This is a genomic window from Mesorhizobium sp. M1004 (assembly GCF_040318795.1).
Lineage (GTDB): Bacteria > Pseudomonadota > Alphaproteobacteria > Rhizobiales > Rhizobiaceae > Mesorhizobium.
Map to the genome: position 1 here is coordinate 454183 of NZ_JAMYNB010000004.1, position 22334 is coordinate 476516.

Annotated in this window: 21 protein-coding genes and 2 pseudogenes; 4 read left to right on the top strand and 19 right to left on the bottom strand. The window is 63.9% G+C overall.

Annotation, left to right across the window (positions count from 1 at the left end; genetic code table 11):
• Window positions 1-53 precede the first annotated feature (53 nt).
• A pseudogene (locus NKH54_RS11435) lies at window positions 54-286 on the bottom strand (alcohol dehydrogenase catalytic domain-containing protein); the annotation flags it as partial.
• A gap of 76 nt (window positions 287-362) precedes the next feature.
• On the opposite strand from NKH54_RS11435, the gene NKH54_RS11440 reads away from it, so the two are divergent.
• On the top strand, window positions 363-1313 hold the full coding sequence (locus NKH54_RS11440) for a helix-turn-helix domain-containing protein (RefSeq protein ID WP_023695141.1): 951 nt from the start codon (window positions 363-365) through the stop codon (window positions 1311-1313).
• Between the two features lie 139 nt (window positions 1314-1452).
• Here NKH54_RS11440 and NKH54_RS11445 read toward each other — a convergent pair whose 3' ends face one another.
• The 10 genes from NKH54_RS11445 to NKH54_RS11490 form a co-directional block, all read right to left on the bottom strand.
• On the bottom strand, window positions 1453-2439 hold the full coding sequence (locus NKH54_RS11445; RefSeq protein WP_027050210.1) for a branched-chain amino acid ABC transporter permease: 987 nt from the start codon (window positions 2437-2439) through the stop codon (window positions 1453-1455).
• A gap of 5 nt (window positions 2440-2444) precedes the next feature.
• On the bottom strand, window positions 2445-3341 hold the full coding sequence (locus NKH54_RS11450) for a branched-chain amino acid ABC transporter permease (protein WP_353028237.1): 897 nt from the start codon (window positions 3339-3341) through the stop codon (window positions 2445-2447).
• Window positions 3338-4045 (bottom strand): ABC transporter ATP-binding protein, encoded by a 708-nt coding sequence (locus tag NKH54_RS11455; protein WP_245260223.1) that lies wholly within the window; start codon window positions 4043-4045, stop codon window positions 3338-3340. Before NKH54_RS11455 ends, NKH54_RS11450 begins: the two co-directional genes overlap by 4 nt.
• A 1-nt stretch (window position 4046) precedes the next feature.
• Entirely contained in the window at window positions 4047-4784 is a 738-nt protein-coding gene (locus tag NKH54_RS11460; protein ID WP_023723345.1) for an ABC transporter ATP-binding protein, read from the bottom strand.
• Between the two features lie 142 nt (window positions 4785-4926).
• A complete protein-coding gene (locus NKH54_RS11465; protein ID WP_198024405.1) occupies window positions 4927-6135 on the bottom strand; it encodes an amino acid ABC transporter substrate-binding protein in 1209 nt (402 codons plus the stop codon).
• Between the two features lie 55 nt (window positions 6136-6190).
• Window positions 6191-6580 carry a nuclear transport factor 2 family protein gene (locus NKH54_RS11470; protein ID WP_353028238.1) on the bottom strand — a complete coding sequence of 130 codons (390 nt, stop codon included), beginning with the start codon at window positions 6578-6580 and terminating at the stop codon, window positions 6191-6193.
• Window positions 6581-6597: 17 nt separating this feature from the next.
• Window positions 6598-7392 (bottom strand): MoaF C-terminal domain-containing protein, encoded by a 795-nt coding sequence (locus NKH54_RS11475; RefSeq protein WP_023726205.1) that lies wholly within the window; start codon window positions 7390-7392, stop codon window positions 6598-6600.
• 13 nt (window positions 7393-7405) lie between these two features.
• Complete coding sequence (locus tag NKH54_RS11480; protein WP_353028239.1) at window positions 7406-8194, bottom strand: SDR family NAD(P)-dependent oxidoreductase; 789 nt, start codon at window positions 8192-8194, stop codon at window positions 7406-7408.
• A gap of 265 nt (window positions 8195-8459) precedes the next feature.
• Window positions 8460-9047 (bottom strand): YceI family protein, encoded by a 588-nt coding sequence (locus NKH54_RS11485; RefSeq protein ID WP_353028240.1) that lies wholly within the window; start codon window positions 9045-9047, stop codon window positions 8460-8462.
• Between the two features lie 35 nt (window positions 9048-9082).
• Window positions 9083-9976 (bottom strand): hypothetical protein, encoded by an 894-nt coding sequence (locus NKH54_RS11490; protein ID WP_023695132.1) that lies wholly within the window; start codon window positions 9974-9976, stop codon window positions 9083-9085.
• Window positions 9977-10184: 208 nt separating this feature from the next.
• Between NKH54_RS11490 and NKH54_RS11495 the strand changes: the two genes are divergently transcribed.
• Together NKH54_RS11495 and NKH54_RS11500 are read left to right on the top strand one after the other, a co-directional pair.
• Window positions 10185-11687, top strand: a complete 1503-nt coding sequence (locus tag NKH54_RS11495) for an aldehyde dehydrogenase family protein (RefSeq protein ID WP_353028241.1) — start codon at window positions 10185-10187, stop codon at window positions 11685-11687.
• Between the two features lie 4 nt (window positions 11688-11691).
• Window positions 11692-13281, top strand: a complete 1590-nt coding sequence (locus NKH54_RS11500; protein ID WP_353028242.1) for a GMC family oxidoreductase — start codon at window positions 11692-11694, stop codon at window positions 13279-13281.
• Between the two features lie 152 nt (window positions 13282-13433).
• Here NKH54_RS11500 and NKH54_RS11505 read toward each other — a convergent pair whose 3' ends face one another.
• Entirely contained in the window at window positions 13434-13598 is a 165-nt protein-coding gene (locus tag NKH54_RS11505) for a hypothetical protein (RefSeq protein ID WP_023715648.1), read from the bottom strand.
• On the opposite strand from NKH54_RS11505, the pseudogene NKH54_RS11510 reads away from it, so the two are divergent.
• Window positions 13558-13811: pseudogene (locus tag NKH54_RS11510) on the top strand (MBL fold metallo-hydrolase); the annotation flags it as partial. The gene NKH54_RS11505 and the pseudogene NKH54_RS11510 overlap by 41 nt on opposite strands.
• Before the next feature lie 23 nt (window positions 13812-13834).
• Here the strand turns inward: NKH54_RS11510 and NKH54_RS11515 are convergent.
• The 7 genes from NKH54_RS11515 to NKH54_RS11545 all read right to left on the bottom strand — a co-directional run bounded on the left by NKH54_RS11515 (window position 13835) and on the right by NKH54_RS11545 (window position 21492).
• Window positions 13835-14578 carry an ATP-binding cassette domain-containing protein gene (locus tag NKH54_RS11515; protein WP_023686849.1) on the bottom strand — a complete coding sequence of 248 codons (744 nt, stop codon included), beginning with the start codon at window positions 14576-14578 and terminating at the stop codon, window positions 13835-13837.
• A 9-nt stretch (window positions 14579-14587) separates the two neighbouring features.
• Entirely contained in the window at window positions 14588-15787 is a 1200-nt protein-coding gene (locus NKH54_RS11520; RefSeq protein ID WP_353028243.1) for an alanine racemase, read from the bottom strand.
• Between the two features lie 12 nt (window positions 15788-15799).
• Window positions 15800-16768 carry an ABC transporter permease gene (locus NKH54_RS11525; RefSeq protein ID WP_023692325.1) on the bottom strand — a complete coding sequence of 323 codons (969 nt, stop codon included), beginning with the start codon at window positions 16766-16768 and terminating at the stop codon, window positions 15800-15802.
• A gap of 35 nt (window positions 16769-16803) precedes the next feature.
• A complete protein-coding gene (locus tag NKH54_RS11530) occupies window positions 16804-17865 on the bottom strand; it encodes a substrate-binding domain-containing protein (RefSeq protein ID WP_352742392.1) in 1062 nt (353 codons plus the stop codon).
• Between the two features lie 69 nt (window positions 17866-17934).
• A complete protein-coding gene (locus NKH54_RS11535; RefSeq protein WP_023667731.1) occupies window positions 17935-18996 on the bottom strand; it encodes a substrate-binding domain-containing protein in 1062 nt (353 codons plus the stop codon).
• Between the two features lie 31 nt (window positions 18997-19027).
• Window positions 19028-20281, bottom strand: a complete 1254-nt coding sequence (locus NKH54_RS11540) for a M20 family metallopeptidase (RefSeq protein ID WP_023695126.1) — start codon at window positions 20279-20281, stop codon at window positions 19028-19030.
• Window positions 20278-21492: an ROK family transcriptional regulator gene (locus tag NKH54_RS11545; protein ID WP_023732327.1), complete on the bottom strand. Its 1215-nt coding sequence runs from the start codon at window positions 21490-21492 to the stop codon at window positions 20278-20280. Before NKH54_RS11545 ends, NKH54_RS11540 begins: the two co-directional genes overlap by 4 nt.
• Window positions 21493-22334 lie beyond the last annotated feature (842 nt).

Below are 22334 nucleotides of genomic sequence, written 5' to 3' on the forward strand. Positions count from 1 at the left end.
TTTCACCGACTCGGGCATCGCAGCCCTACCTTCGGCGGCCGCGAGCCGGCTCCGACCCGCTCACCGAACTCGATGGCGACGCCCTCACCGACCGCGGTCACGGTGCCCGAGAGTTCATGCCCCATGATGCGCGGATAGGCCAGGTAGGGAGCTTGCCTTCAAAAATATGGTAGTCGGTCCCACAGAGTCCGACATGGCTGATGCTGACCAGCGCCCATCCGGCTTCCGGCTGGCCGGGCGGCGCGGCGTGAATCACCTCCGCCGTTGCGGCAAAGATGCTTATCATGTTAAGGAAGACGCGGCGCTGCCGCAGCGTCACAATCCCGCGACAAGACGGGAACAATGAGAATGTGGAGGAGACTATGACCGCCCACCACGTGAGCGTCGCCGATGGCGAGGCTTTCCTATCCGCGTCGCGGATGCTGTTCGGCCCGATCACCCAGCGTTTCTCGCGCGGCGAGGCGCCGTCGCTGCCGAAGCTCGTGTCCGTGCATCTCGGCTCCTGTCGGCTCTCCGAGATCAAGGCCAAGTCGCATCTCGTCGTCAGCGACCGCACCTTCTGGCGTAGCTTCGATCCCGATGCGATCAAGATCCTGATGCAGCTCAGCGGCCGCAGCCGTTTCGAGCAGAAGGGGGTCGCGGTCGATCTCGGCCCACGCGCTGCGATCATCTATGATCCAATGCGCAGCTATTCGCTGCAAAACCTGTCGGATGTCGACCAACTCATCCTGCAGGTGCCGCGCTCGACTTTCGGCGACGGGACGTTGACGCGTCTGTCGGCGCCGGTGCCGTTGCCCGGCAACGACGATAGCCTTACCCATATCGTTTCCGGTCTGATGCAGATGGCGATCGGCACCGCGCACAAGCTCGACGAGGCCAGTTGCCGCCGTGTCGGAGAAAGCCTTATACAACTCGTCAACGGACTGATCCAGGCAAGGCCGACGGCGCCGGAGTTCCGCCGCTCGCCGCTGGAAGCGCTGCGTGAACGCATCGTCGCCTATATCGACGCCAACCTGGCGCGTTCAAACCTGTCGGCCGAGGACATAGCCCGCCACATGGGCTGCTCCCGCCGCTATCTGCACCGCGCCTTCGAAGGCGAAGGCACCACACTGGAGCGATTCGTGTGGGATAGACGGCTGGAGCGCAGCAAGGAGGAGCTGCTGTCGCCCGCCCGCGCCTCAGCCTCCATCTCGGAAGTCGCGTTTGCCTGCGGGTTCAATTCTAGCGCACATTTTTCGCGGGCGTTCAGAAGCAAGTATGATGTTGCGCCGAGAGACTTGCGGGAGCGAGTGCGAATGGTGGTGGTGCATTAGGAAGGTGCTGCTAGCCGTACCTTTATCGGATACCGCAAACTGTTTTGCACCCATATACGGGCACATTTTATCTCACCTTCTCGAGGACTCTCACTCCCGACCTGCAGCGCTTACGTCTCAAAAGGGCTATACTCAGGCCTCAAGCTGTCCGCGCCCGGCCCGCAAAACTCCGCATCAGCCCCTTCGGCAAGAACAGCATCGCCAAGATGATGGTCAGACCCGAAATCACCGGGTGGTAATCCGGCACCACTATGCGCGCCAGGTCGAACACCGCGTACATGACGAAGGCACCGAGGATCGGGCCGAGCACGGTGCCGGTGCCGCCGACCACAGTCATCATCAGCGGCAAAAGCATCCAGTCAAGGTCAAAGACGGAGTCCGGGCCGACATGGAAGATGTAGTAGGTGTACAGGCTGCCGGCGACGCCGGCGATAAAGGCGCTGCCAGCAAAGGCGGCGACCTTGACCCTTAGCGTGTCAATGCCGTTGGCCGATGCCGCCATCTCGTCGTCGCGCACGGCGACTAGCGCCAGGCCGTAGCGCGAGCGCATCAGCAAGCGGATGGCAAGCGCCGTGCCCACCATCAGGCCGAGCCCGACCAGATAGTGCGGCAAGAGCGTATCGAAGGTGCCGGCGGGCGCCACGACGCCGAAGGCGCCGCCGGTGAAATCACCGCCATTGATGAACATCACCTTGACGATCTCGCCGAAGCCGAGCGTGCCGAGCGCGAAATAGTCGCCGCGCAGCTTTGACAGCAACGGCAGGCCGATGATGATGGCGGCGACGGCCGCGACCAGTCCGCCCAGCATCATCGTCGCCGGGTCGAAATAGTAGATCCGCGGATAGGCGTCATAGAACGAGCCCCAGAGATAATTTCCGCTCCACAGGATGGCGGTGGTGTAGGCGCCGAGCCCGAAGAAGGCATGGTTACCGAGGCTGATCTGGCCGCCGAAGCCGGCAACGAGGTTCCAGCCTTGCGCCATGGTGGCGTAGATGAAAACGAAGAACAGGAGCGAAAAGGCATAAGAATCGATCGCGCCGGGCACGAGCGGCACCAGCGCGAGGGCCGCGACCACAGCAATTGCGGTCCCAATCCAGAATTGTTTCGGCAAGGCTTTCTTGATCATGACGCTCAAGCCTTCTTGTAGGGCCGGCTGAACAGGCCTTCCGGCTTGAACATGAGCACCGCCAGGAACACGCCGTAGGCTATGGCGTTGGTCCAGCCGCCCGAGATGAAATACTGCACATAGGCTTCGATCAGACCGAGGATGATGCCGCCGGCAAGTGCGCCCGCGACATTGCCGATCCCGCCCAGCGCCAGCGCCACCAGCGCCTTGAGGCTGAAGATGAAGCCGGCGAACGGGTTGAACGGGAATGTCGTCACCACCGCGACCCCGGCCGCTCCGGCGAGCGCTATGCCGATCGCGAAGGCGATGGCGTTGACGCGGTGCGGGCTGATGCCCATCAGAGTCGCCGCCTCAATGTCCTCGGAGGCCGCGCGCACCGCCTTACCAACCAATGTCTTGCGCAGGAACAGCACCACCAGGCCGGTACCGGCGAGCGCAATCACGAAGCCCATCGAACGGGTGAAGGAGGTGCGCACGCCCAAAATCTCGATGCCGCTCGCCGTGTAGGAGGTGACGATCGCCGCGGTGTTGCCGCCCCAGATAACCGTCATCAGGTTCTGGATCAGGAACATCAGACCGACCGCGATCAAGAGCGAGATGTTGCGGTCCTCCGCTGCCGCCGCGCGGCGAAACAGGCCTTGGTAGACCAGCCAGCCGACAACGAGCCCGACGGGCACGACGATCAGCAGCGACACGAAAGGGTCGATGCCGACGCCGTAGAACAGCGCTCGTACGAAATAGGCGGACAGGATGATCATCGCGCCCTGCGCCAGAAAGATCAGCCGCATGGTGCCGAAGATGAGGCTGAGGCCCACCGCCGCAACGCCGTACATGGCGCCACCCAGCGCGCCGTTGAGCGACAGTTGCAGCAGGATTTCGGGAGGCGGAATGTTCTGCATCATTGCACCTCCAATACGCCCATATAGGCCTTCTGGATTTCGGGATCGGCGATGAGCTCGGCACCGGTGCCTTGCATGGCAAGCTCGCCGGTTTTCAGCACAAAGGCGTAGTCGGCGACCTTCAGTGCCTGATGGATATTCTGCTCGACCAAGAGGATGGTGACGCCCTGCTTGTGCAAGGTCTCGATCAGAGCGAACATCTGCTGCACCACGATCGGGCTCAGCCCCAACGACGGTTCATCGAGAATCAGCAGCGACGGGTCCGACATGGTGGCGCGCGCGATGGCCAGCATCTGCTGCTCGCCGCCGGAGAGCGAACCGGCCTTCTGCCCTGCCCGCTCCTTTAGCCGCGGAAACAGCGTGTAAGCTTTCTCCAGCGACTGCTTGAAGCGCTTCCGAACTTTGGGTTGGAAGGCGCCGAGTTCGAGGTTTTCCAGCACCGTCATCTGCCGGAACAGGCCGCGCCCTTCCGGCACATGCGCGATGCCCATCGTCGCGATCTCCTCCGGCGCCTTGCCGGCCAGCAGCGCGCCAGAGAGGAAGATCTCGCCGCGCTTCGGCTTCAGCAGACCGGAGATGGTCTTCAGCAGCGTCGTCTTTCCCGCGCCGTTGGCGCCGACAATGGCGACGATGCTGCCGGGCTCGACGTGGATCGACACGCCCCACAACGCGCCGACGTCGCCATAGGCGACTTCCACGTTGTTCACTTCAAGCAGCCGGTTCGCCAAGATAGGCCTCTATCACTTTGCGGTTGGCAACGATCTCGCGCGGCGTGCCGTCGGCGATCTTCTCGCCATGGTCCAGCACGATTACCCGGCTGCACACCTTCATGATGGCATCGACCTTGTGCTCTACCCACAGGATCGAGACCCCCTTGTCTGTGCGCACGCGGCGAATGACATCGACCATGCGCTGGATCTCGGTCGGGTTCAGCCCCGCCATCGGCTCGTCCAGCAACAGCAGCCCCGGGCGGGAGGCAACGGCTCGCGCGATCTCCAGCAGTCGCCGGTCCGACAGCGTCATGTGTGCAGTGCGGATATCGCGCTTGCCAGTCAGCCCGACCAGTTCAAGGGCCTCCTCGGCGGCTGCCGTCGCATGCTTGACCCGGCCGCCGGAGCCATAGACGGCGCCAACCATGACGTTCTCGAAGGCGGTCATGGTCAGGAACGTGCGCACCAGCTGGAAAGTGCGGGCAATGCCGAGCCGGCAGATGCGATGCGGGGCCGTGCCGGTGATGTCCTCGCCACGGAAGCGGATACGGCCCTGGGTTGGGGTGTAGAGCGCGGTAATTACGTTGAACAGTGTCGACTTGCCGGCGCCGTTGGGACCGATCAGGCCGATCAGCTCATTGGGTCCGACGGCGATGTCGATGTTGTTGAGCACGACAAGCCCGCCGAACCGCTTCTGGATCGCCTCGAGGCGAAGCAAGGTTTCGTCAGGCTGCATCGTGTGTTTCCGTTTCTCCAGGGGAAGCTGTCCATGCAATCTGTCGAGGTCAGCGCCGCCCTCGTCGCCCCGCCACCCTTCTCCCCGCGTAGGACGGGGGAGAAGGTGCAGGCGGCAATGTCGGAGCCCGTGCCCTCGCCGCTCAGCGCTTGTCCCAGGCCGGGGCCGGCTTGTAGGTCCAGTTGCCATTAGGGAAGATTAGCTGGTGCTTGCCTTGCCACCATTGCGTGGCAACGCTGGGGATCAGGGCAAAGCCTGTCTGGTCGAATTTGAGATCGCCGACGACGGTGTCCTTGAATTCCTGGTTGAAGATCACGTCATGCAGCGCGGCGGCATCGGTGGTTCCCGCCTTTTCGATCGCCTGCGCCAGCACCTGCGCATTAGCGTAGAAGGCGCCGACTGTGACGGAGTCCTTCTTGAATTCGGCCTCGTAGCGATCGCCGAGTTCCTTGGCGCCTCGATAGGGATAGCTCGACGACCAGAAACCGTCAGTCATGATGTAGTCTGAATCCGCTCCGAGCGCTTCGTGGAACTCGCCCGTCCAGGTGCCCTTCCAGCCATGCAGATAAGGTACGGAGAAGCCGAGCTCCTTCATCTGGCGCAGCAGCGTCACAGTGTCGGCCGGCGAGCCGAACACCAGCATGGCGTCGACGTTGGCGGCCTTGAGCTTGGTGATCAGTGCCGAGTAGTCGGTGGCCCCGATCGCCCAGGGATCGTCGACCGCGAAAGTGTAGCCATATTTCTTCGCAGCCGCCTCGAAGGCGCCGCCAAAGCCCTTGCCGTCGGGCGAATCCTCAGTGACAAGAGCCGGGTTCTTCGGCTTCTCATTGGCTGGCAGCTTGTTCCAGATCTCGAACGGCACTTCGGCGCCCGGCCCCGGGTGGAAGAAGAAGAGGGCCGAATATTTGAGCTTCAACGGCTGCCACTCGAACGGGAACGCCGTCGTGATCATGTAGAACTTCTTGTATTTCTCGGCGACGATGGCACCGGCGATGTTCATCGGCCCGGAATGGGTCGATAGCAGCGCGTCGACCTTCTGCACCTTGATGAGGTTTTCCAACGCCGAGGCGACCTTGCCTTCCGAGCTTTCGTCGTCGGCGACGACGAGGCGCACCGGCAGCTTCTTGCCGGCCGACTTGAGCATGATGCCGCCAGCCTTGTTGATATCGGCCACCGCTTGCTCATAGGCCCATTTCTGCTCCTTGCCGTCGCCGGCCAGCGGCCCGGTCAAGGAGATCGGCGCGCCGATGACGATCTCATCGCCGGCGGCATTCGCGACCCCTGTGACGCCGGCCGCAAGTGCGGTCGCCAGCACCAGGCCCGCCAGAATTGCCTTCAGATTTTTTCCCATTGCATCCTCCCAGGTTGTTTCATCGGCCGGACGCATCGGCGCCCGCCCGCATGCCTCAGACCGTCGCTGCCGCGACCAGTCTGGTGTCGGTGAATTGCTCGAAACTCACGGCTTTACCGTCGTCCATCTCCCAGACATGGACGACGCGCGCGGACATTGGCTTGCCGGTCTTCCTGTAGGTGCCCGAATAGGTGCCGATGCCGACGATTGTGGCTCCGCCATCGACCAGTCTTTCGAGCTTCAGCGCGTAGCCGTCCCACTCCTCGGCGATGCGCTTGAAGACCCCCGCTATGATGGCGTCGGGGCCGACATAGGTGCCGGCATAGGGGAAGCCCGCCATTTCGGTCCAGGCGGTGCGGCTGGTGATCGGCGCCATCATCGCGGCCAAATCCTTGGCATCGGAGCCGGCGTAATGAGCCTTGATAGCTTCGTAGTTCTTGTTCATCGCGTTCTCCCGCACGGTCAGACCGGCGCCTTGCCTTCGTCATAGACGGTTCTGGATTTCTTCTCGATGTGAGCGCCTGCCGGCTTGTTCTCGACCTTGCCCAGGCTGGTCAGGCCGAGGAATTTCCCGGTCGAGCGCATGACGTCCCAATTGTAGAAGAACAGCGAGGCGACCGGGATGATGAACTCGCGAAAGCCGAACACATATTGGTTGTCTGCAAACTTCCAGGTGGTCGCGAGGTCGACGTCGCCATGGCCACGCTGGATGCCGACGAGGTTCTGCCAGCCATAACGCTCGGAGCTCAGATAGATGTGCTCGTAGACGTGGTTGGGGCTGTAGGTGTAGTGCGCGGTGAGCCCGATCAGGTCCCGGCTCGGCGCCGGCTTGATACCGGTCGGCGCCTTGCCGGGATCCCCGAGTACGCCGGCCGACCAGGTCTGCGCGACGAGCGGCTCGCCGGGCGCTTCGCCTTCTTCACGCACCCGTTCGCGCACCGACAGCACCCGGCGCGTGCTGGTGTTCACGACGTAGGCCTCATCCTCGGTCGGCCGGGCGGCGAAAGTCATGTTGATGAAGAACACATTAGCGGCGACTTCGAGCGCCTCGTACCAGTCCGCCCCCGCCTCGCTACCCTCGCTCCACGCCACCGTGTCGGCCGACGTGAAGGCAAGGTCGATTGTGCGCCCGGTGTCCAGCGTGATCTTGAAGGTCTGGCCGCGCAACGCTGACGTCGTCGCCAGCCGGTTGGTGGCGATGCCGGCGGCGAAATCATCGAAATGCTTCCAGTCCGCCGGCCTGTTCTGGTCCTTCATCGCACTCTCCCAATCAATCGACAAAAGCTAATGTCGGCAGGTCGACGACGGTAGCGCCGCCGTCGACGGTCAGGATCGAACCGTTCATCATGGCCGCCTCGCTCGAAGCGACGAAGCAGATAACGTTGGAAACCTCTTCCGGTGTCGCCGGACGGCCGAGCGGCACATCCTTGGTCACCAGACGGTAGGCCTCGTCGGTCGAGCCAAGTCCGTGTTTCTCGACGATCAGCGCCATCTGCTCGTCGGCCATGTCGGTTGAGACCCAGCCCGGGCAGATGATATTGGTGCGCACGCCCTTGCGGCCATAGTCGCGCGCCAACGATTTGCCGAAGCCGATGCAGGCATGCTTCATGGTGACGTAGCCGGCAGCGTCCGGGCCGGCAAACAGCCCGGCGATCGAGGCAACGACGACGATGGTGCCCTTCCGCGCGATCAGATCCGGCAGGCATTCGCGGGCGCAAACGAAAGCGGTGTCGAGATTGGTGCGCGTCGCCAGGCTCCAGGTTTCGTCGCTCATCGAAATCGTCGGGCCGACACCATGGCCGCCGGCATTGGCGACGAGGATATCGACCGGTCCGATTTTTTCATGCACTTCGGCAAGCGCCGCACGCACCGCCTTCGGATCGGCGGCATCGCCCTGCACCACCAGACCGCCAATATCCCTGGTGACGGCCTCCAGCGGCTCGCGCCGCCGGCCCATCAGCACCACCTTGGCGCCGTCCGCCGCCATGCGCCTTGCGACCGCGGCACCAATGCCGGTGCCGCCGCCAGTGATGAAAGCCGTCTTTCCGGAAAATCGCATGGTCCCATCCCGATTGGTGCTGTGCCGGCTGCGCCGATCTTCGCTGGGCATAGTGCGGCATCAGCCGTTTCGCGTCTTGTCCAAGCGGGAACTTTGTTTTGACTGAGCGCGCACTTCGCGCCTCGTCCGTTAAAGCCGCGCGACCTCTCGGCCGCGCGGCAGCCGCCACCCCCGCAAGAGCAATTCCAGGAAAGTGTGAAGCGGTTTTCCCGGGGAAAGTGCGTAGCGCTTCCCCCGGGGAATTGCGCCAAACAAAGAAAGCGGCCTATTTCTTCATCGCTTCGAGATCGATGACGATGTCGACCTCCGGGCCGAGGCCGAAGCCGGCGGCAGCCTTGGCCATCGGGAAGTCCGCGGTGCTGACTTTTCCCGTGGCGGTGAACGCTGCCTTGGTCAGCGTCGCATCCCACGGCGCCGGCGCCTCATTGACCAGCGTCACGTCGAGCGTGATCTCCTTGGACACACCGCTGATGGTGAGATTGCCCGTGACCTTGCCGGTCTTGTCGCTGACCTTCTCGACCTTGGTGCTCTCGAACGAAATCGCCGGGAATTCGGCGGCGTTGAAGAAGTCGGGGCCTTTCAGATCGTTGTCGCGCTGGTCATAAGCGGTGTGCACCGAGCCGACATCGAGCTCGGCCTTCACGCTGCTCTTCGACGGATCGGCCTTGTCCATGACGATGGCGCCCTTGACGGCATCGAACTGGCCATGCGCGATGCCATAGATGCCGTGCTTGATGGTGAAGGTAACCCAGGCGTGCTGGCCATCGATCTCGTAGTTTTCGGCGTGCGCGGCCGATGCGAACGCGCATGTCGAGGCAAAGGCCAGCGCGGCCGTCAGTTTTCCTATTGTCACGTATCTCTCCCCATTGTTGGTTGTCATTTCTTGGCTCAGGAAAAGCCAAGCGCGGCTCCGTGCGGCGCCCGAACGATCGCCGTCAGGATGGCCAGCATCGCCGGCATGGCGATCAGCAGACCGGCAACCAGCGGCCGCAACGGCCTGATGCCGGGAACAAGGCGCCGCAGCGGACCGGGCACCAGGGCAGCCACGATCAGCGGCAAGGGCGAAAGCACCAGCGCGACCGGATTGGCCTTAGGCGCCAGCAGCGCCATCTGGATCAGCACCGTGGCCGCGGCGTAGACGAGGATCAGCTCGGCGCCCTTGCTCCAGGCGGCCGCCGTGCCGCCGCGCAGCACCGCGATATACTGGACGAGGCACCAGCCGCCGGCGAGCGCGGCCAGCGATCCCAGCAACTGCCCGGTGACGATCGACGCGCCAAGCACCGAGATGATGGCGCCGGCCAGGCACATGGCGAGCATGGCCGCGGGTGCCAGGAACGGATCCTCCACCAGCGGCGACGGCAAAGCCTTCAGGGACAGCAGCATCGCGACGCCGACGATTACGAGAAGGCCGGTGACGAGGGCTGCGATCATCTGCGGATCGAGCGAACCGCCAGCAAGGCGGCGCCAGCCGAGCCACAACAGCGCCGCCGCAAGGGCCGCGGCGACCAGCACGCCCGGGGTGCTCAACAGGCGCTCGGGCAACAGCCCGATGAGAATACCGGCAACAGCGAGATAGATCAGCTTCTGGCTGGCGGCGACGGGCGGCACGACCGGCGGGCCAAGCGTGTCCCAGTAGAAGAACAGCAGCAACGCGGCCCAGATCAACGAGAGCGCCGGCGAGGATCCCGGCAGCGCAAATCGTGCCAGCAACGCCATCGCCATGCCGAGCACAAGCGGCAGCGCCGCCGTGGTGACCATCGGATTGCCCAGCAATGCGCTCAATGGCCGACACCTCTTCGCGTCAGGGAGGCTCGCGCAAAACGCGCGGCTCGATGCGATCCTGATCTAGGCCACTCAATCGCGAGGTGTCTTGTCCGAGCGGGAACTTTGTTTTGACTGAGCGCGCACTCGCGCCGCCTTTGGCTTGAAGCCAGTCCATGCGCTCCATAACCCTCGCTGCACCGTGTTCATCAACATCGAGGAGGATGGCATGAACGAGAGAATGGTGCCGCCGATCAGCCCAGCCGCCGCCGCGTTCCTGGCGCGTTCGCACCGGCCCTTCATCAATGGCCGCTTTGTTGACGGCCTTGCCGGTAACGACCTCCCCGTCGACGATTCCGCCTCCGGCGAGATCGTCGCCCGTGTCCCCGAAAGCGGCCCCGAACTGGTCGATCGGGCGGTGCACGCGGCGCGTGCGGCGCTCGAAGGCCCCTGGGCGTCGATGCGGCCGGTCGATCGCCAGAACCTGATGCTGAAACTCGCCGACGCGGTCGAGGCCGACGCCGACCTTCTGGCCGAGATCGAAAGCATCGAGAACGGCAAGTCGCTCGGCGTCGCCCGTATGCTCAGCGCCGGCGGCACCGTCGACTGGCTGCGCTACTATGCCGGCTGGGCGACCAAGATCGAGGGCTCGACCTTCCAGGTGTCCATCCCCGTGCCGCCGGGCGCCAGACACCAGGCGATGACGGTGATGGAGCCGGTCGGCGTCGTCGGCGCCATAGTGCCGTGGAATTTTCCGCTGCTGATCGGCATGTGGAAGATCGCGCCGGCGCTCGCTTGCGGCTGCACCGTGGTGCTGAAGCCGCCGCAGGAAACGCCACTAGGCCTGCTCAGGCTCGCCGAACTGATCGAAGCCGTTGGCTTCCCGCCGGGCGTCGTCAACATCGTCACCGGCAGCGGCAGCGTCACCGGCGAGGCGCTGATCCGCCATCCCGGCATCGACAAGCTGACCTTCACCGGCTCGACGGAAGTCGGCAAACGCGTCGGCCATGCGGCGGTCGACCGTGTCGCCCGCTTCACGCTGGAGCTCGGCTCGAAATCGCCGATGATCCTGCTTGCCGACATGGAGGAAGGCATCGAGCCGCTGGTCGCCGGCCTTGGCATGTTCTTCAACCAGGGCCAGGTCTGCACCTCGGCCTCGCGGCTCTTGATCGAGAAATCGATCTACGACAGCACGCTGGCAAGGCTGGCCGAAATCGCCGACGGCATGACGCTGGGCGCCGGCCGCGATGCCGAAGCGCAAATCAATCCGCTGGTCTCGGCCAAGCACCGGAAAAGCGTCGAGGGCTTTGTCGAGCGTGGACTGGCGGCCGGAGGCGAGCGGGTCAGCGGCGCGCGACCGGTGCCGGCCAGGGGCCATTATGTGGCGCCGACCATCCTGCACAATGTCCGACCCGACATGGAGATCATGCGCGAGGAGGTGTTCGGGCCGGTGGTGGCGGCAATGCCAGTCGCCGACCTCGACGAGGCGATCCGCATCGCCAACGACACGCGCTATGGTCTCTCAGCCTCGATCTGGACCCGCGACCTGGGCAAGGCGATGACCGCCATCCACAGCCTAAAGGCCGGCACCGTGTGGGTCAATTCGCACAACACGCTCGACCCCGCCGCACCGTTCGGCGGCTTCAAGCAGTCCGGCATCGGCCGCGAACATGGCCGTGCCGCGATCGAAGGCTATCTCGAGACCAAGACCGTCATCATGCGCTACGCCTGACACGATGAGCGCCGAATACGACTACATCATCGCCGGCGCCGGATCGGCCGGCTGCACGCTGGCCAACCGGCTGGTCGGATCAGGCAAGCGCGTGCTCCTCGTCGAGGCCGGGCCGGCCGACAACACCAGGCTCATCGACATGCCCGCCACCTTCGCCAAGGTGATCGGCACGGCGCGCAGCTGGATCTACGAATCCGAGCCGGAACCGAGCGTCGGCGGACGCCGGCTGCCGGTGCCGCAGGGGCGCACGCTGGGCGGCGGCTCTTCGATCAATGCCATGCTCTATGTCAGGGGCCAGCCGCAGGATTATGATGGCTGGCGCGACCTCGGCTGCCCCGGCTGGGGCTGGGACGAGGTGCTGCCGGTGTTCCGGCGGCTTGAGCGCAACGAGCGCCTCGCCGGCGAACGCCACGGCACCGAGGGACCGCTCCCGGTCTCCGATCCGCGCTACCGCCATCCGTTGTCCATGGCCTATGTCAAGGCGGCGCAACAGGCCGGCTTCCGCTACAATGACGACTTCAACGGCGCCGGGCAGGAGGGCGTCGGCTTCTACCAGACGACTACAGCGAATGGCGAACGCCAGTCGGCGGCAAAAGTGTTCCTCAAGCCGCTGGCCGGCAATACCAATCTCACCGTCGTCACCGATGCGCTGGTCACCGGCGTGACGCTGGAAAACGGCGCGGCGAGCGGCGTTGCCTACACCACTTCGGATGGCCGAAACCACGCGGCGACGGCAAAGGCCGAGGTGATCCTCACCTCGGGCGCGCTGGCAACGCCGAAATTGATGATGCTGTCGGGACTGGGACCCGCCGAACATCTGGCCGGGCTCGGCATTCCGGTCATCCGCGACATGCCTTCGGTCGGCCGCGACCTGCAGGACCATGTCGCCGCCCCCGTCTATGCGCTGACGCGCCAGCCGATCTCGCTGCTCGGCGAGGACCGTGGCCTGCGGGCGCTGCGCCATGGCATACAGTACATGCTGTTCCGCAGCGGCCTGCTCACCTCCAACGTCGTCGAAAGCGGCGGCTTTTTCGACACCGATGGCGACGGCCGGCCCGACATCCAGTTCCACGTCCTCCCGGTGATGATCGAAAGCGCCGAGCACGGCTCGATCGATCGCCACGGCATGGAGCTCAACCCTTGTGTGCTCAGGCCAAACTCGCGCGGCATGGTCAGGCTGCGGTCGCGCGACGCGGCCGACCCGATCCGCTTCACCACCGGCTTTCTGACCGATCCCGGCGATCTTGCCTTGCTGCTCGCCGGCATGAAGATCGCCCGCACCATCCTGCGTCAACCGGCCCTGCAGGCGGTGATCGCCGAGGAGCTGTCGCCGGGCGGGGCCGCCGACCTTTCCGATCAGTCCATAACAGACCACATCCTCGAACACGCCAAGACGGTTTATCACCCCTGCGGCACCTGCCGGATGGGCACCGATGACCAGGCGGTGGTCGACCCGCAATTGCGCGTGCGCGGCGTGCCGCGCCTACGCATCTGCGACGCCTCGATCATGCCGCGTCTCATCAGCGGCAACACCAACGCGCCGGTGATCATGATCGCCGATCGGTGCGCCGATTTCATCCTCGGCAGCGCTTAGCGAGAAACGGGCAGCCCAGGGAAATCCAGGCTGTTTTGAGACGGTGTATCTGTCCAGCGCATGCAGCGACTTTGTCGCGACCGAAACCGGACAGCTTGACGCCGCCGGGCGGCACGGTGATGTCGGCGCCGCCATACATTGCATAGGTCCTATCAAATCGAGACTGGGATAGCGATGCCAACGCGCTGCTGTTGGCCGCCAGAAAGCTGGTGCGGATACGCCTGGAGAAATTCAGGCGATGCAGGCAGCTTCACCAGACGCAGCAGTTCCAGCAGCATCCATGACGGCGCCGAAGTCGCGCCCGGCTTCCAGATCATCGCTGCGCCGGCCACACGCCCGGCCACTCGGTCTACCTCGCAAACTACGGCAAGGAACAGCGCATGATTTCGGCCGACACGATGTATGTGCCAGCGCTGCTGGCGCCGCATCCGGAGTGGCAAGGCAGCTACGACCAGGACGGGCCGATGGCGATCACCACGCGGCACAAGCTGATCGATCGCGTGATCGCCGACAACATCCGGATCTCGGGCGGGGGCTCTCAGAGAGGTTCCTGCTATTGCTGCTGCAGGCCGGTGATCATGGCAATGATCTCGTTCTTATCGGTCTTCGCGGTCTCGCGAATTCCAATCTGCTTGCCACGCCTGAGAACACAGATGCGGTCGGAGAGCTTGAAGACCTGGTCGAGGCTGTGGCTGATGATCAGGATGCCGACATTGCGCTGCTTCAGCGACTGGACGATAGCCTCCACCCGGGCGGTTTCGGCAACGCCCAGCGCCGCCGTCGGCTCATCCAGCAGGATCAGCTTGCTTGCCCAATGCGTGGCGCGCGCGATCGCAACGCCCTGGCGCTGGCCGCCGGAGAGATCGCGGATAGTGGCGTGGGCGGAGGGGATGCGCACGTCCAGTTCCTTCACCAGTTTCTCGGTCTCGTCGATCATGCGGCGGCGGTCGAGCAAACCGAGGCGGTTCAGCGGCTCGCGGCCGAGGAACATGTTCATGTAGACCGTCTGCTGGTCGGCCAGCGCCAGGTCCTGGTAGACGACCTCGATGCCGTGCGCGCGCCCCATGGTGGCATTCGACATCGTCACCGGTTTTCCTTCGATGACGATGGTGCCGGACGAGGGCGGGTGGACCCCCGAGACGATCTTGACCAGCGTCGACTTTCCGGCGCCGTTGTCGCCGACGAGTGCAACGATCTCGCCCGGGAAAACCTCGAGCGAAAAACTCTCGATCGCGGTGATGCCGCCGAAATTCTTGCGAATGTCGTGCAGCTGAAGGATGGGCGCGCTCACCGTCATGTGTTTCTCCTAGACTGGCCAGGCATAGGGTTCACCGAAGCCGTTCTCGATGGTTTCCACTTTCGGATTGTCCGTCGAAATGCCCGACACGCCGACAATATGGGCGCGGGTGACGAAGGCCTGGCCACGGAAGCCGAACACGGCGCTGTCGCCAGGCTTCGGCGCGTTCGCGCCGGCGGCATCGATCATGGCGTAATAGTCGATCGCAGAGGGCGGCGGCACCTCGACGCTGCGCAGTGCCGAGCCTGCCGTCGTCGGTTCAGCCGAGACGATCGCCTTGACGTCGTAGTCGGGGAAGATCGGATCGATGTAGAAGCCGCCGCCAAGGCAATAGGCCTTGCCGCCGGAGAGATGCGAGACCTCGGTGAGATAGAGCACCGCCGGCAGCTCCGGCAAATCTTCCATGACATGCAGCGCGGTGGTGCCATGCAGTCCATTGCCGGGCTCGCACTGCGTCGCGCCGGCCTCGGCGAGTGCCGCCAGCATAACGCTCGACGTGGTGCCCGGCGCGTTGATCTCAATGTCCTTGCGGCCTGCCTTAGCCAGCGCTTCCGCAGCTTTCGCGAGCGTCGCCAGATTGGGGGTCGGCAGCACTTTTCGCGAAGCATGGTCGAACAGCAGAGCAGGGAAAGTGGTGATGCCGGCGAAACGGCCGCCTTCGACGGCATCCAGCCGGTCGGCGACATCGATAATGTCGGCGGCATTGAAACCGCCTTCATGGCCGCGATAGAAGATATCGCCTTCGGCGGCGATGCGGGCCAGCAGGTCCTGCACATAGCCGGCCGCCTTGGCGCCTGTTGCCGCTTCCCCAGCCTTGGTATCGTTGAACACGGTCCAGTAGTCCGGATTGAAGGTTTTCGCCGCAGCCGCCGCTTCGAATTTTGCGACCTGCTGGAGATGGCCGAGATGGCCAAGCTTCATGCCTGCCTTGTGGGTGGCGCGGGCGCAAGCCATGTCGACGGCGACCGCGCGGTCAATGCCGCCGCGCATCACAGCCCGGCAGAACGACGAGGAGCGGCCGACCTGCTTGGTCATGGCGAAGATCTTCAGGCCGTTGCGGTCGGCCTCGCTCTTGAGAACCCGCGCATTGGCCTCAACCGCGTCGAGATCGAGCACATAAGCATTGGCCGGCAGCTTACCTTGCTGGTGCAACCGGATAGCTGATTCGATGAAGGCGGGGTTGCGGCGGCGCAAAATGTCGAGAAACATGGATGGCTTCCTTCAGCGGTTCTTTTCGCGCAGCGACACGGCGACTGCGGTCAGGATGATGAGGCCGCGCACGATCATCTGGTCGGAGACCGACAGGCCCATCAGGATCAGGCCGTTGTTGAGCATGCCCATCATCAACGAGCCGACCAGCGCGCCGACCACGGAGCCCTTGCCGCCATTGAGCAGCGTGCCGCCGACGATGACGGCGGCGATGACCGTCATCAGGTCGGTTTCGCCGAGAGTATATTTCGCCGCCTGCAGGCGACCGGCATAGAGCAAGCCGGCAAGACCGGCGAGCCCGCCGCTGATGGTCAGCACGGCGAGCCTGATCCTGGGCACGCTGATGCCCGATACGCTTGCGGCGCGGGCATTGTCGCCGGTCGCCAGCACATGCGCGCCGAAACGGGTTTCGCGGAACACCAGGTGGCCGATGGCCACGGCAATCACCGACCACCAGACGAGTGAGGGGACACCGAGCAGCGAGCCGGAACCGAAGAAGCCGGTGAACGCTTCGTTGGTCACCGAGATCGAGCGAAGGTCTGTCATCGAACGCGAAACGCCGGCGAACAGGCCGAGCGTCGCCAGCGTCACCAGGAAGGAGGGCAGCCTGACATACGCCACCAGCACGCCGTTGATGACGCCGATCAGCAGGCCGGCGCCGAGGCCGGCGACTATCCCTGCCGGCATGCCGTACGCGTTGATGGTGACGGCGGCTGCAAGGGCCGCTACCGCCACGATCGAGCCGATCGACAAATCTATTTCGCCGGCCGACATGACGAAGACCAGGCCGATGGCCATGATCGTCACCGGCGTCGTCTGCAACACGATGTTCGATAAATTCCGGACGGTGAGAAAGCCGCTGTCCCGCAGCACAATGGCGAAGAACAGAAAGATCGCCAGGAAACCGAGGTAGACGACATATTGCTGCAGATTGAAGCGGCTGGCGAAGCTGCCACCGGCACTGGTGTTGGCACTGGACATTTTATCCCTCCGGTGGTGAGCGCTTCGCCTCGAGCCTATTTCACCGCGTCCGCGATGGCCGCCGGTACGTCCCTGTTGAGGGACTTCTTCCAACCGTCCTTCACCGTGTCCTTGGTGACGGCGATGGAATCTACGGCATAGAATGGTTCGGCCTTCTTGCCGACCAGCGAACCTGCCGAGGCGCGCGCCAGCGTCACGCCAATGCTGTAGGCCTCGTCGGCGACGAGGGCCGCGATGTTGCCGCCCTTGACCATGTCGAGCGCGGCAGGCTCGTTGAGGTCGAGCGTGACAATCTTGGTGTGTGTGTTGCCGGCACCGCGCAAGGCCGAAAGCACGCTCAGCGCCGGTTCGGCCCAGGTGACATAGATGCCGTCCAGGTCCGGATGCTGGGTGATCATCGCCTGGGCGATGTCTTCGCTGCGCGCCGGGTCGGCCATGCCGGCCTCGGCCTCGATCTTCATATCGGGATAGTCCTGCTCGATGGTCTTCTTGAAGGCCTGGTCGCGCTGGTTGGTGACGTAGAAGTCGGCATCGTGGAAGATGTAGCCGACCTTGCCTTTCTTGCCGAGCGCCTCGGCCATGGCGATGCCGGCCTTGTTGCCCATCTGAAAGAGATCGTCGGAGACGATGGTGACATAGTCCCTGCCCTGCTTGTAGCCGGCCGGGGAATTGTCGACGAAGCCGAGCTTGACGCCGGCCTGGCGTGCCGGATCGTAGACCGAAGCTGCGGTCGCCGGATCGACGGGAAGCGACAGGATGATCGACGGCTTTTTGGCCATCACCGTCTCGATATCGGCCTTCTGTCGCGCGGCGTCGAAACCGGCATCGGTCTGCGCCACCACCTCGATGCCGAGGCGCTTGAATTCGTCATGGGCGCCGGCGTTGACGGCGTTGGTGTATTCGCTCATCTCGTGCCAGACGAGGGCGGCGGTGAACTTGCCGTCCTTGATCTGCTGCTCTTCGGCTGGCGTCAGCGTAAGACTGCTCGCCGGCACCGGCTTTTCACCGTTCGGTCCTGTGGTGACGCCTTCAGCGGCGAAGGCGTGCATGGCTAGCAGGCTCGCCACTGTCGTTATGATTACAGATGCTTTGCGCATGTCCCGGGTTCCCTTTTTGTTGTGTCGAAGAAAAGCTCCGGTGCGGCGGGCCGCGCCGGAGCGAGAGCCCTACTTGGCCGCGTCGAGCACCGGCTGCGGCGCGTCGCGGTTGAGCGAGTCCTTCCAGCCCTGCGCGACATTCTCCTTGGTGACGGTCAGGGCCGGGGCGACGACGAAGGCCGGTGTCGGCTGGCCAAGCAGCGACTTCATGCCGGAAGCAGCCATGGCGCGGCCGAGTTCATAGGCCTTGTCGGCGACGAGGGCTGCGACATTGCCACCCTTGACCATGTCGAGCGCGACCGGCTCGGCGAGGTCGAGCGTGACGATCTTGGTCCTGGCGTTGCCGGCGCCGCGTAGCGCCGACAGCACGCCGTCGGCCGGCTCGGCCCAGGTCACGTAGATGCCGTCGAGATCGGGATGCTGCAAAAGCATCGCGTTGGCCAGTTCCTCGGCGCGGGCCGGGTCGGATATGCCCTGTTCGGCGACGATCTTGATGTCGGGATAGACCTTCTCGATGGTGGTCTTGAAGGCTTGGTCGCGCTGGTTGGTGACATAGTAGGCAGCGTCGTGGAAAATGTAGCCGACCTTGCCCTTGCCGCCGATCGCCTTGGCCATCGCGTCCGCAGCCTGCTTGCCCATCTGGAATAGATCGTCAGTCACGATCGAAGCGTAATCGGTGCCCTGCTTGTAGCCCTTGGGCAAGTTGGACAGGAACACCAGTTTGGTGCCGTCCTTGACCGCCTGGCGGAAGGCTTCTGCCGAGGTGACCGGGTCGAGCGGCAGGGCCAAGATGACGTTGGGCTTGGCGGCCAACGCCGTCTCGATGTCGCTGCGCTGGCGGGCGGAGTCGAACTGGGCATCCGTTTTGACCGCAATGGTGATGCCGGCGCGGGCGAATTCGTCGGTGGCGCCGGCGGTTACCGCATTGGTGAAATCGGACGAGGTGTGCCAGAGCAAGGCAGCCTTGTAGCCCTTGTCCTTGAGCGCGGCGATGTCGGCATCGCTTAGGATCACGTCGGCACTTGGCGTGGCGCTCTCGCCCTGCGGGCCGACCGTCTGTGCGAAAGCTGGGTTGGCGGCAAGCATCAATCCGCCGGCAAAGGCGGCGGCGATCAGTGTCTTCATCGGCATGTCAGTTCTCCCATTTTGCTTCGTTGGTGGTTCAGTCGGCCACGCCGCAGTAGCGGGCCATGAAGGCGGCGAAGCCGACTATGCCGGCGAAATATTCCTCGACATCGACGTGCTCCTCGAATGTGTGGCAATTCCTGATGTCGCCGGGCGCGCAATAGACGGCAGGAATACCGAGCTGATTGATGATGAAGGGGGACTCCGACCAGAACGGTGCGCCCTCGATGACGCCGCGTCCGCTCATTGCGCCAGCCATCGCGTCGGACAGCATGGCGACTTCCGCCCGCGTTTCGCCGATCTCGGCAGCGGTGCCGCCCAGCCTGTGGTCGCGGCCGGCGGGGTAGGCGAACTCTACCGAAATATCCGGATCGGCGATCGCGCCGCGCACGGCAGCCTCGATCTCGGCGGCGGCGGTGTCGAGGTCTTCGCCAGGCAACAGCTTGCGGATCAGCGAGAGCGTGCAGCGCTCGGGAACGGCAATGTAGCCGCCGCCGGCAAGCCCGGTGATAAGCAGGAAGCCGCGCCCGACCAGTTTGTGCTCGGCGCGCGCGGCGACCTCATCCGAATGCTTCCAAAGCGCCGTCATCGCGGCATGGCTTGCACGAAGCGCATCCTTGCCGAGTTCTGGCACACCGAAATAGGCGGATTTGCCGGTAATCGAGATATCGGTGATGAAGAAGCCGATCTGCGCCGCATAGACGGCCAGGCGGGTCGGCTCGACATAGACGCTGAAATCGGGTGCTGTGACCTCGCCGGTCTCGATGCGTCCGACGAAGTGCTTGATCCCGGCGGAAATGCCGGTGCCGGGCTGGCCGCTCTCCTCGTCGCCGACGAAGGCAAAGGCGACGTCGCCCTTGAGGCGAACGCCGGCCTTGTCGAGCAGCGCGAGTGCCGCCAGCGAAGCAATGATGCCGGCCTTGAGGTCGCCGGAGCCTCGGCCCCAGACAGCACCATCAATGATCGGGGCGGCGAATGGATCCTCACGCTCGGTGCCTGCCCAATGCTCGCGCCAGCCGTCGACATGGACGGTGTCGGTATGGCCGATGAACAGCAGGCGCTTTCCCTGGTCGGCCCCCTTGCGCTCGCCCCAGATGTTGGGCCGCCCAGGAAGGAATTCCGTCCTGGTCAGGCCGCTGAGGTCAAGGTCGCGCATCCTGGCTTCGAGGAAGTCGACGAAGTTGGCTTCGTTGCCGGTGATGCTCTCTCGGCCGATGGCGCCGCGAAACAGCGTTAGTGCGTCGTCACGGTCGAGCGCTGCCTGCAGGCGGGCGGTAATATTGCAAGTCATATCGCGGCCTCCTTCAGCGCGGCGGCCTGGGCAGGCGGCAGCGAAATCCGGCCATCAGGCGCGTCGACGCCGAACAGCGTGTTGTGCAATTGGCCAAGGCCGATTGCCGCCGCGCCGATGAGGGCTGCGCGTGCGCCGAGTTCGCTCGCCTCGACCCTGACCGGATAGGGGAAGCATAGCGGCAGAAGCGCCTGCACCCTGGACAGGATTTCGGGCCGCAACCCAATCGAGCCGCCGAGGATAAACTTTTCTGGATTGGCGATCGCTGCGATTGCCGCAACGCCTTGCGCCAGATGGCGGGCAGTTTCGTCGAGCACGGTGAGCGCGTCCTTGTCGCCAAGCGCGGCATTCTCGAATATTGCCGGCACCGAGACCTGCCTGCCGGTGAGGGCGTGGTAGCGATCGGTCATGGCGTGGGTGGCCACCGCGCGTTCGAATGCGCCGGTGCGCAGTGATTCCTCGGCGAAGGGATCGGCGCCGATCGGCATAAAACCGATCTCGCCGGCGGCGTGCCCAGCACCCCGCACCAGATGGCCGCCCAGCATCAGCCCGCTGCCGATGCCGGTGCCGAGCGCGATGTAGGCGAGATTGTCGATGCCCTGGCCTTGGCCGAGCCAGTTCTCGCCAAGCACCGCGAGATTGACGTCGTTCTCGATCATCACCGCGACGCCGAGCGCTTCTTCGAAGGCATCCAGCACATTCATTGTGTCGAAGCCGGCAATGTTCGGCGCCATTAGAATGCGGCCGGTGGCCGGGTCAGGAGCGCCAGGCGCGCCGATGACGGCCAGGCGTATCTTCTTGCGCGCGACGTGCTGTCTGGCCGCGGCATCGAAGGCCAGCGCTGCAATCTGATCGACGACGAACTGGCCGCCGCGCGGATCGGTCGGTGTGGCGGCTTCGGCAAAGATCTGGCAGGCAAGGTCGGTCAGCGCGACCCGCACCTTGGTACCGCCAAGGTCGACGGCGATGATATAGGCTGCGTCGTGGACCAGTTCGTAGGTGACGGCGGTGCGCCCGACATGGCCGCTGGTGCGGCCGGTTTCCTGGACCCAGCCCTCCTGCTCGAGCCCGCGCATGATTTCGGAGATGGTCTGCTTCGACAGGCCCGTCAGCTTGGCGATCGAGGCGCGCGAGATCGGCCCGCCCTGGACGATCGCTTCCATCACGGAGCGCTGTGAGAACTGACGGGATATGCGCGGCAGGTCAGTCACATCGAACCCCGGTTAATTCGTTCTGTGACCGAACTTATTATTCGGAACTGGACCTGTCAATGTATGTTCGCGAGCGGCGGTTTTTGCGTACGCGAACATTGATCCGGAGGCAGGATTCTGGCGCGTTGCTGCCGTTCGGCAGAAGATAAATGCGGTCAGGGAGTGGCTGGATCAGCTTCTTGAGTCAATTGGGCGAACAGCTTCGTAGCGCATTGACAAATAATGATCATGCTAGTCTCTGAGGGGCACTGTTTTCTACAGGAGATCAATACAGCGGATGGTTCGCCGGTCCACACCTCTCGTATTCTCTCGTATGGGTCTGTCGAACCAAAGGACGATGAACGAGACTAACTATTGGCTTCGAGAATATCGGTGATGTACCGCGGGTCTGCCTCCCAGTGAATGGCTCAAATGGGGCCGGCAGCGGAACATCCGCTTACGGTTTGCAAACGTGGATAACTGCCATACCGCCTTAACTCGCAAAGACCCGTTTGACGCCAACTGGGCTGGCCCGAAGCCGACCTCTCCGTCCAGCATAGTCCGATCATATTCGGCGCAAGCTGCTCGCTTGAACCGTGGGATAGAATTCCGCCAATCTCGACCCGCCTATGCCTGGGGTGGCCCTGCTCACGATCACGAGCGTAGCGCCATCTTCCGAATGGCCGGGTAGGGCTGGAGAAATCGCCGCCGAACCTTCTCGACCAGCCATTCTCCGGCTTTGGCAAAAAGCCGGTTCGAAGGCTTTCCCGCCATGTGGCGTTGCCTTTCGCAAAGACCGGTCAACCGACTTTGAATAGCACTTGCAGGCACGTGGTTGCCAGGCGCCCACCGAACTTGACAAG

Bases quoted from the DNA above. Each gene is read 5' to 3' on its own strand.
- NKH54_RS11440 (WP_023695141.1), top strand. From the start codon at position 363: ATGACCGCCCACCACGTGAGCGTCGCCGATGGCGAGGCTTTCCTATCC.
- NKH54_RS11445 (WP_027050210.1), bottom strand. From the start codon at position 2,439: ATGATCAAGAAAGCCTTGCCGAAACAATTCTGGATTGGGACCGCAATT.
- NKH54_RS11450 (WP_353028237.1), bottom strand. From the start codon at position 3,341: ATGATGCAGAACATTCCGCCTCCCGAAATCCTGCTGCAACTGTCGCTC.
- NKH54_RS11460 (WP_023723345.1), bottom strand. From the start codon at position 4,784: ATGCAGCCTGACGAAACCTTGCTTCGCCTCGAGGCGATCCAGAAGCGG.
- NKH54_RS11465 (WP_198024405.1), bottom strand. From the start codon at position 6,135: ATGGGAAAAAATCTGAAGGCAATTCTGGCGGGCCTGGTGCTGGCGACC.
- NKH54_RS11470 (WP_353028238.1), bottom strand. From the start codon at position 6,580: ATGAACAAGAACTACGAAGCTATCAAGGCTCATTACGCCGGCTCCGAT.
- NKH54_RS11475 (WP_023726205.1), bottom strand. From the start codon at position 7,392: ATGAAGGACCAGAACAGGCCGGCGGACTGGAAGCATTTCGATGATTTC.
- NKH54_RS11480 (WP_353028239.1), bottom strand. From the start codon at position 8,194: ATGCGATTTTCCGGAAAGACGGCTTTCATCACTGGCGGCGGCACCGGC.
- NKH54_RS11495 (WP_353028241.1), top strand. From the start codon at position 10,185: ATGAACGAGAGAATGGTGCCGCCGATCAGCCCAGCCGCCGCCGCGTTC.
- NKH54_RS11500 (WP_353028242.1), top strand. From the start codon at position 11,692: ATGAGCGCCGAATACGACTACATCATCGCCGGCGCCGGATCGGCCGGC.
- NKH54_RS11505 (WP_023715648.1), bottom strand. From the start codon at position 13,598: ATGATCTGGAAGCCGGGCGCGACTTCGGCGCCGTCATGGATGCTGCTG.
- NKH54_RS11515 (WP_023686849.1), bottom strand. From the start codon at position 14,578: ATGACGGTGAGCGCGCCCATCCTTCAGCTGCACGACATTCGCAAGAAT.
- NKH54_RS11520 (WP_353028243.1), bottom strand. From the start codon at position 15,787: ATGTTTCTCGACATTTTGCGCCGCCGCAACCCCGCCTTCATCGAATCA.
- NKH54_RS11525 (WP_023692325.1), bottom strand. From the start codon at position 16,768: ATGTCCAGTGCCAACACCAGTGCCGGTGGCAGCTTCGCCAGCCGCTTC.
- NKH54_RS11530 (WP_352742392.1), bottom strand. From the start codon at position 17,865: ATGCGCAAAGCATCTGTAATCATAACGACAGTGGCGAGCCTGCTAGCC.
- NKH54_RS11535 (WP_023667731.1), bottom strand. From the start codon at position 18,996: ATGCCGATGAAGACACTGATCGCCGCCGCCTTTGCCGGCGGATTGATG.
- NKH54_RS11540 (WP_023695126.1), bottom strand. From the start codon at position 20,281: ATGACTTGCAATATTACCGCCCGCCTGCAGGCAGCGCTCGACCGTGAC.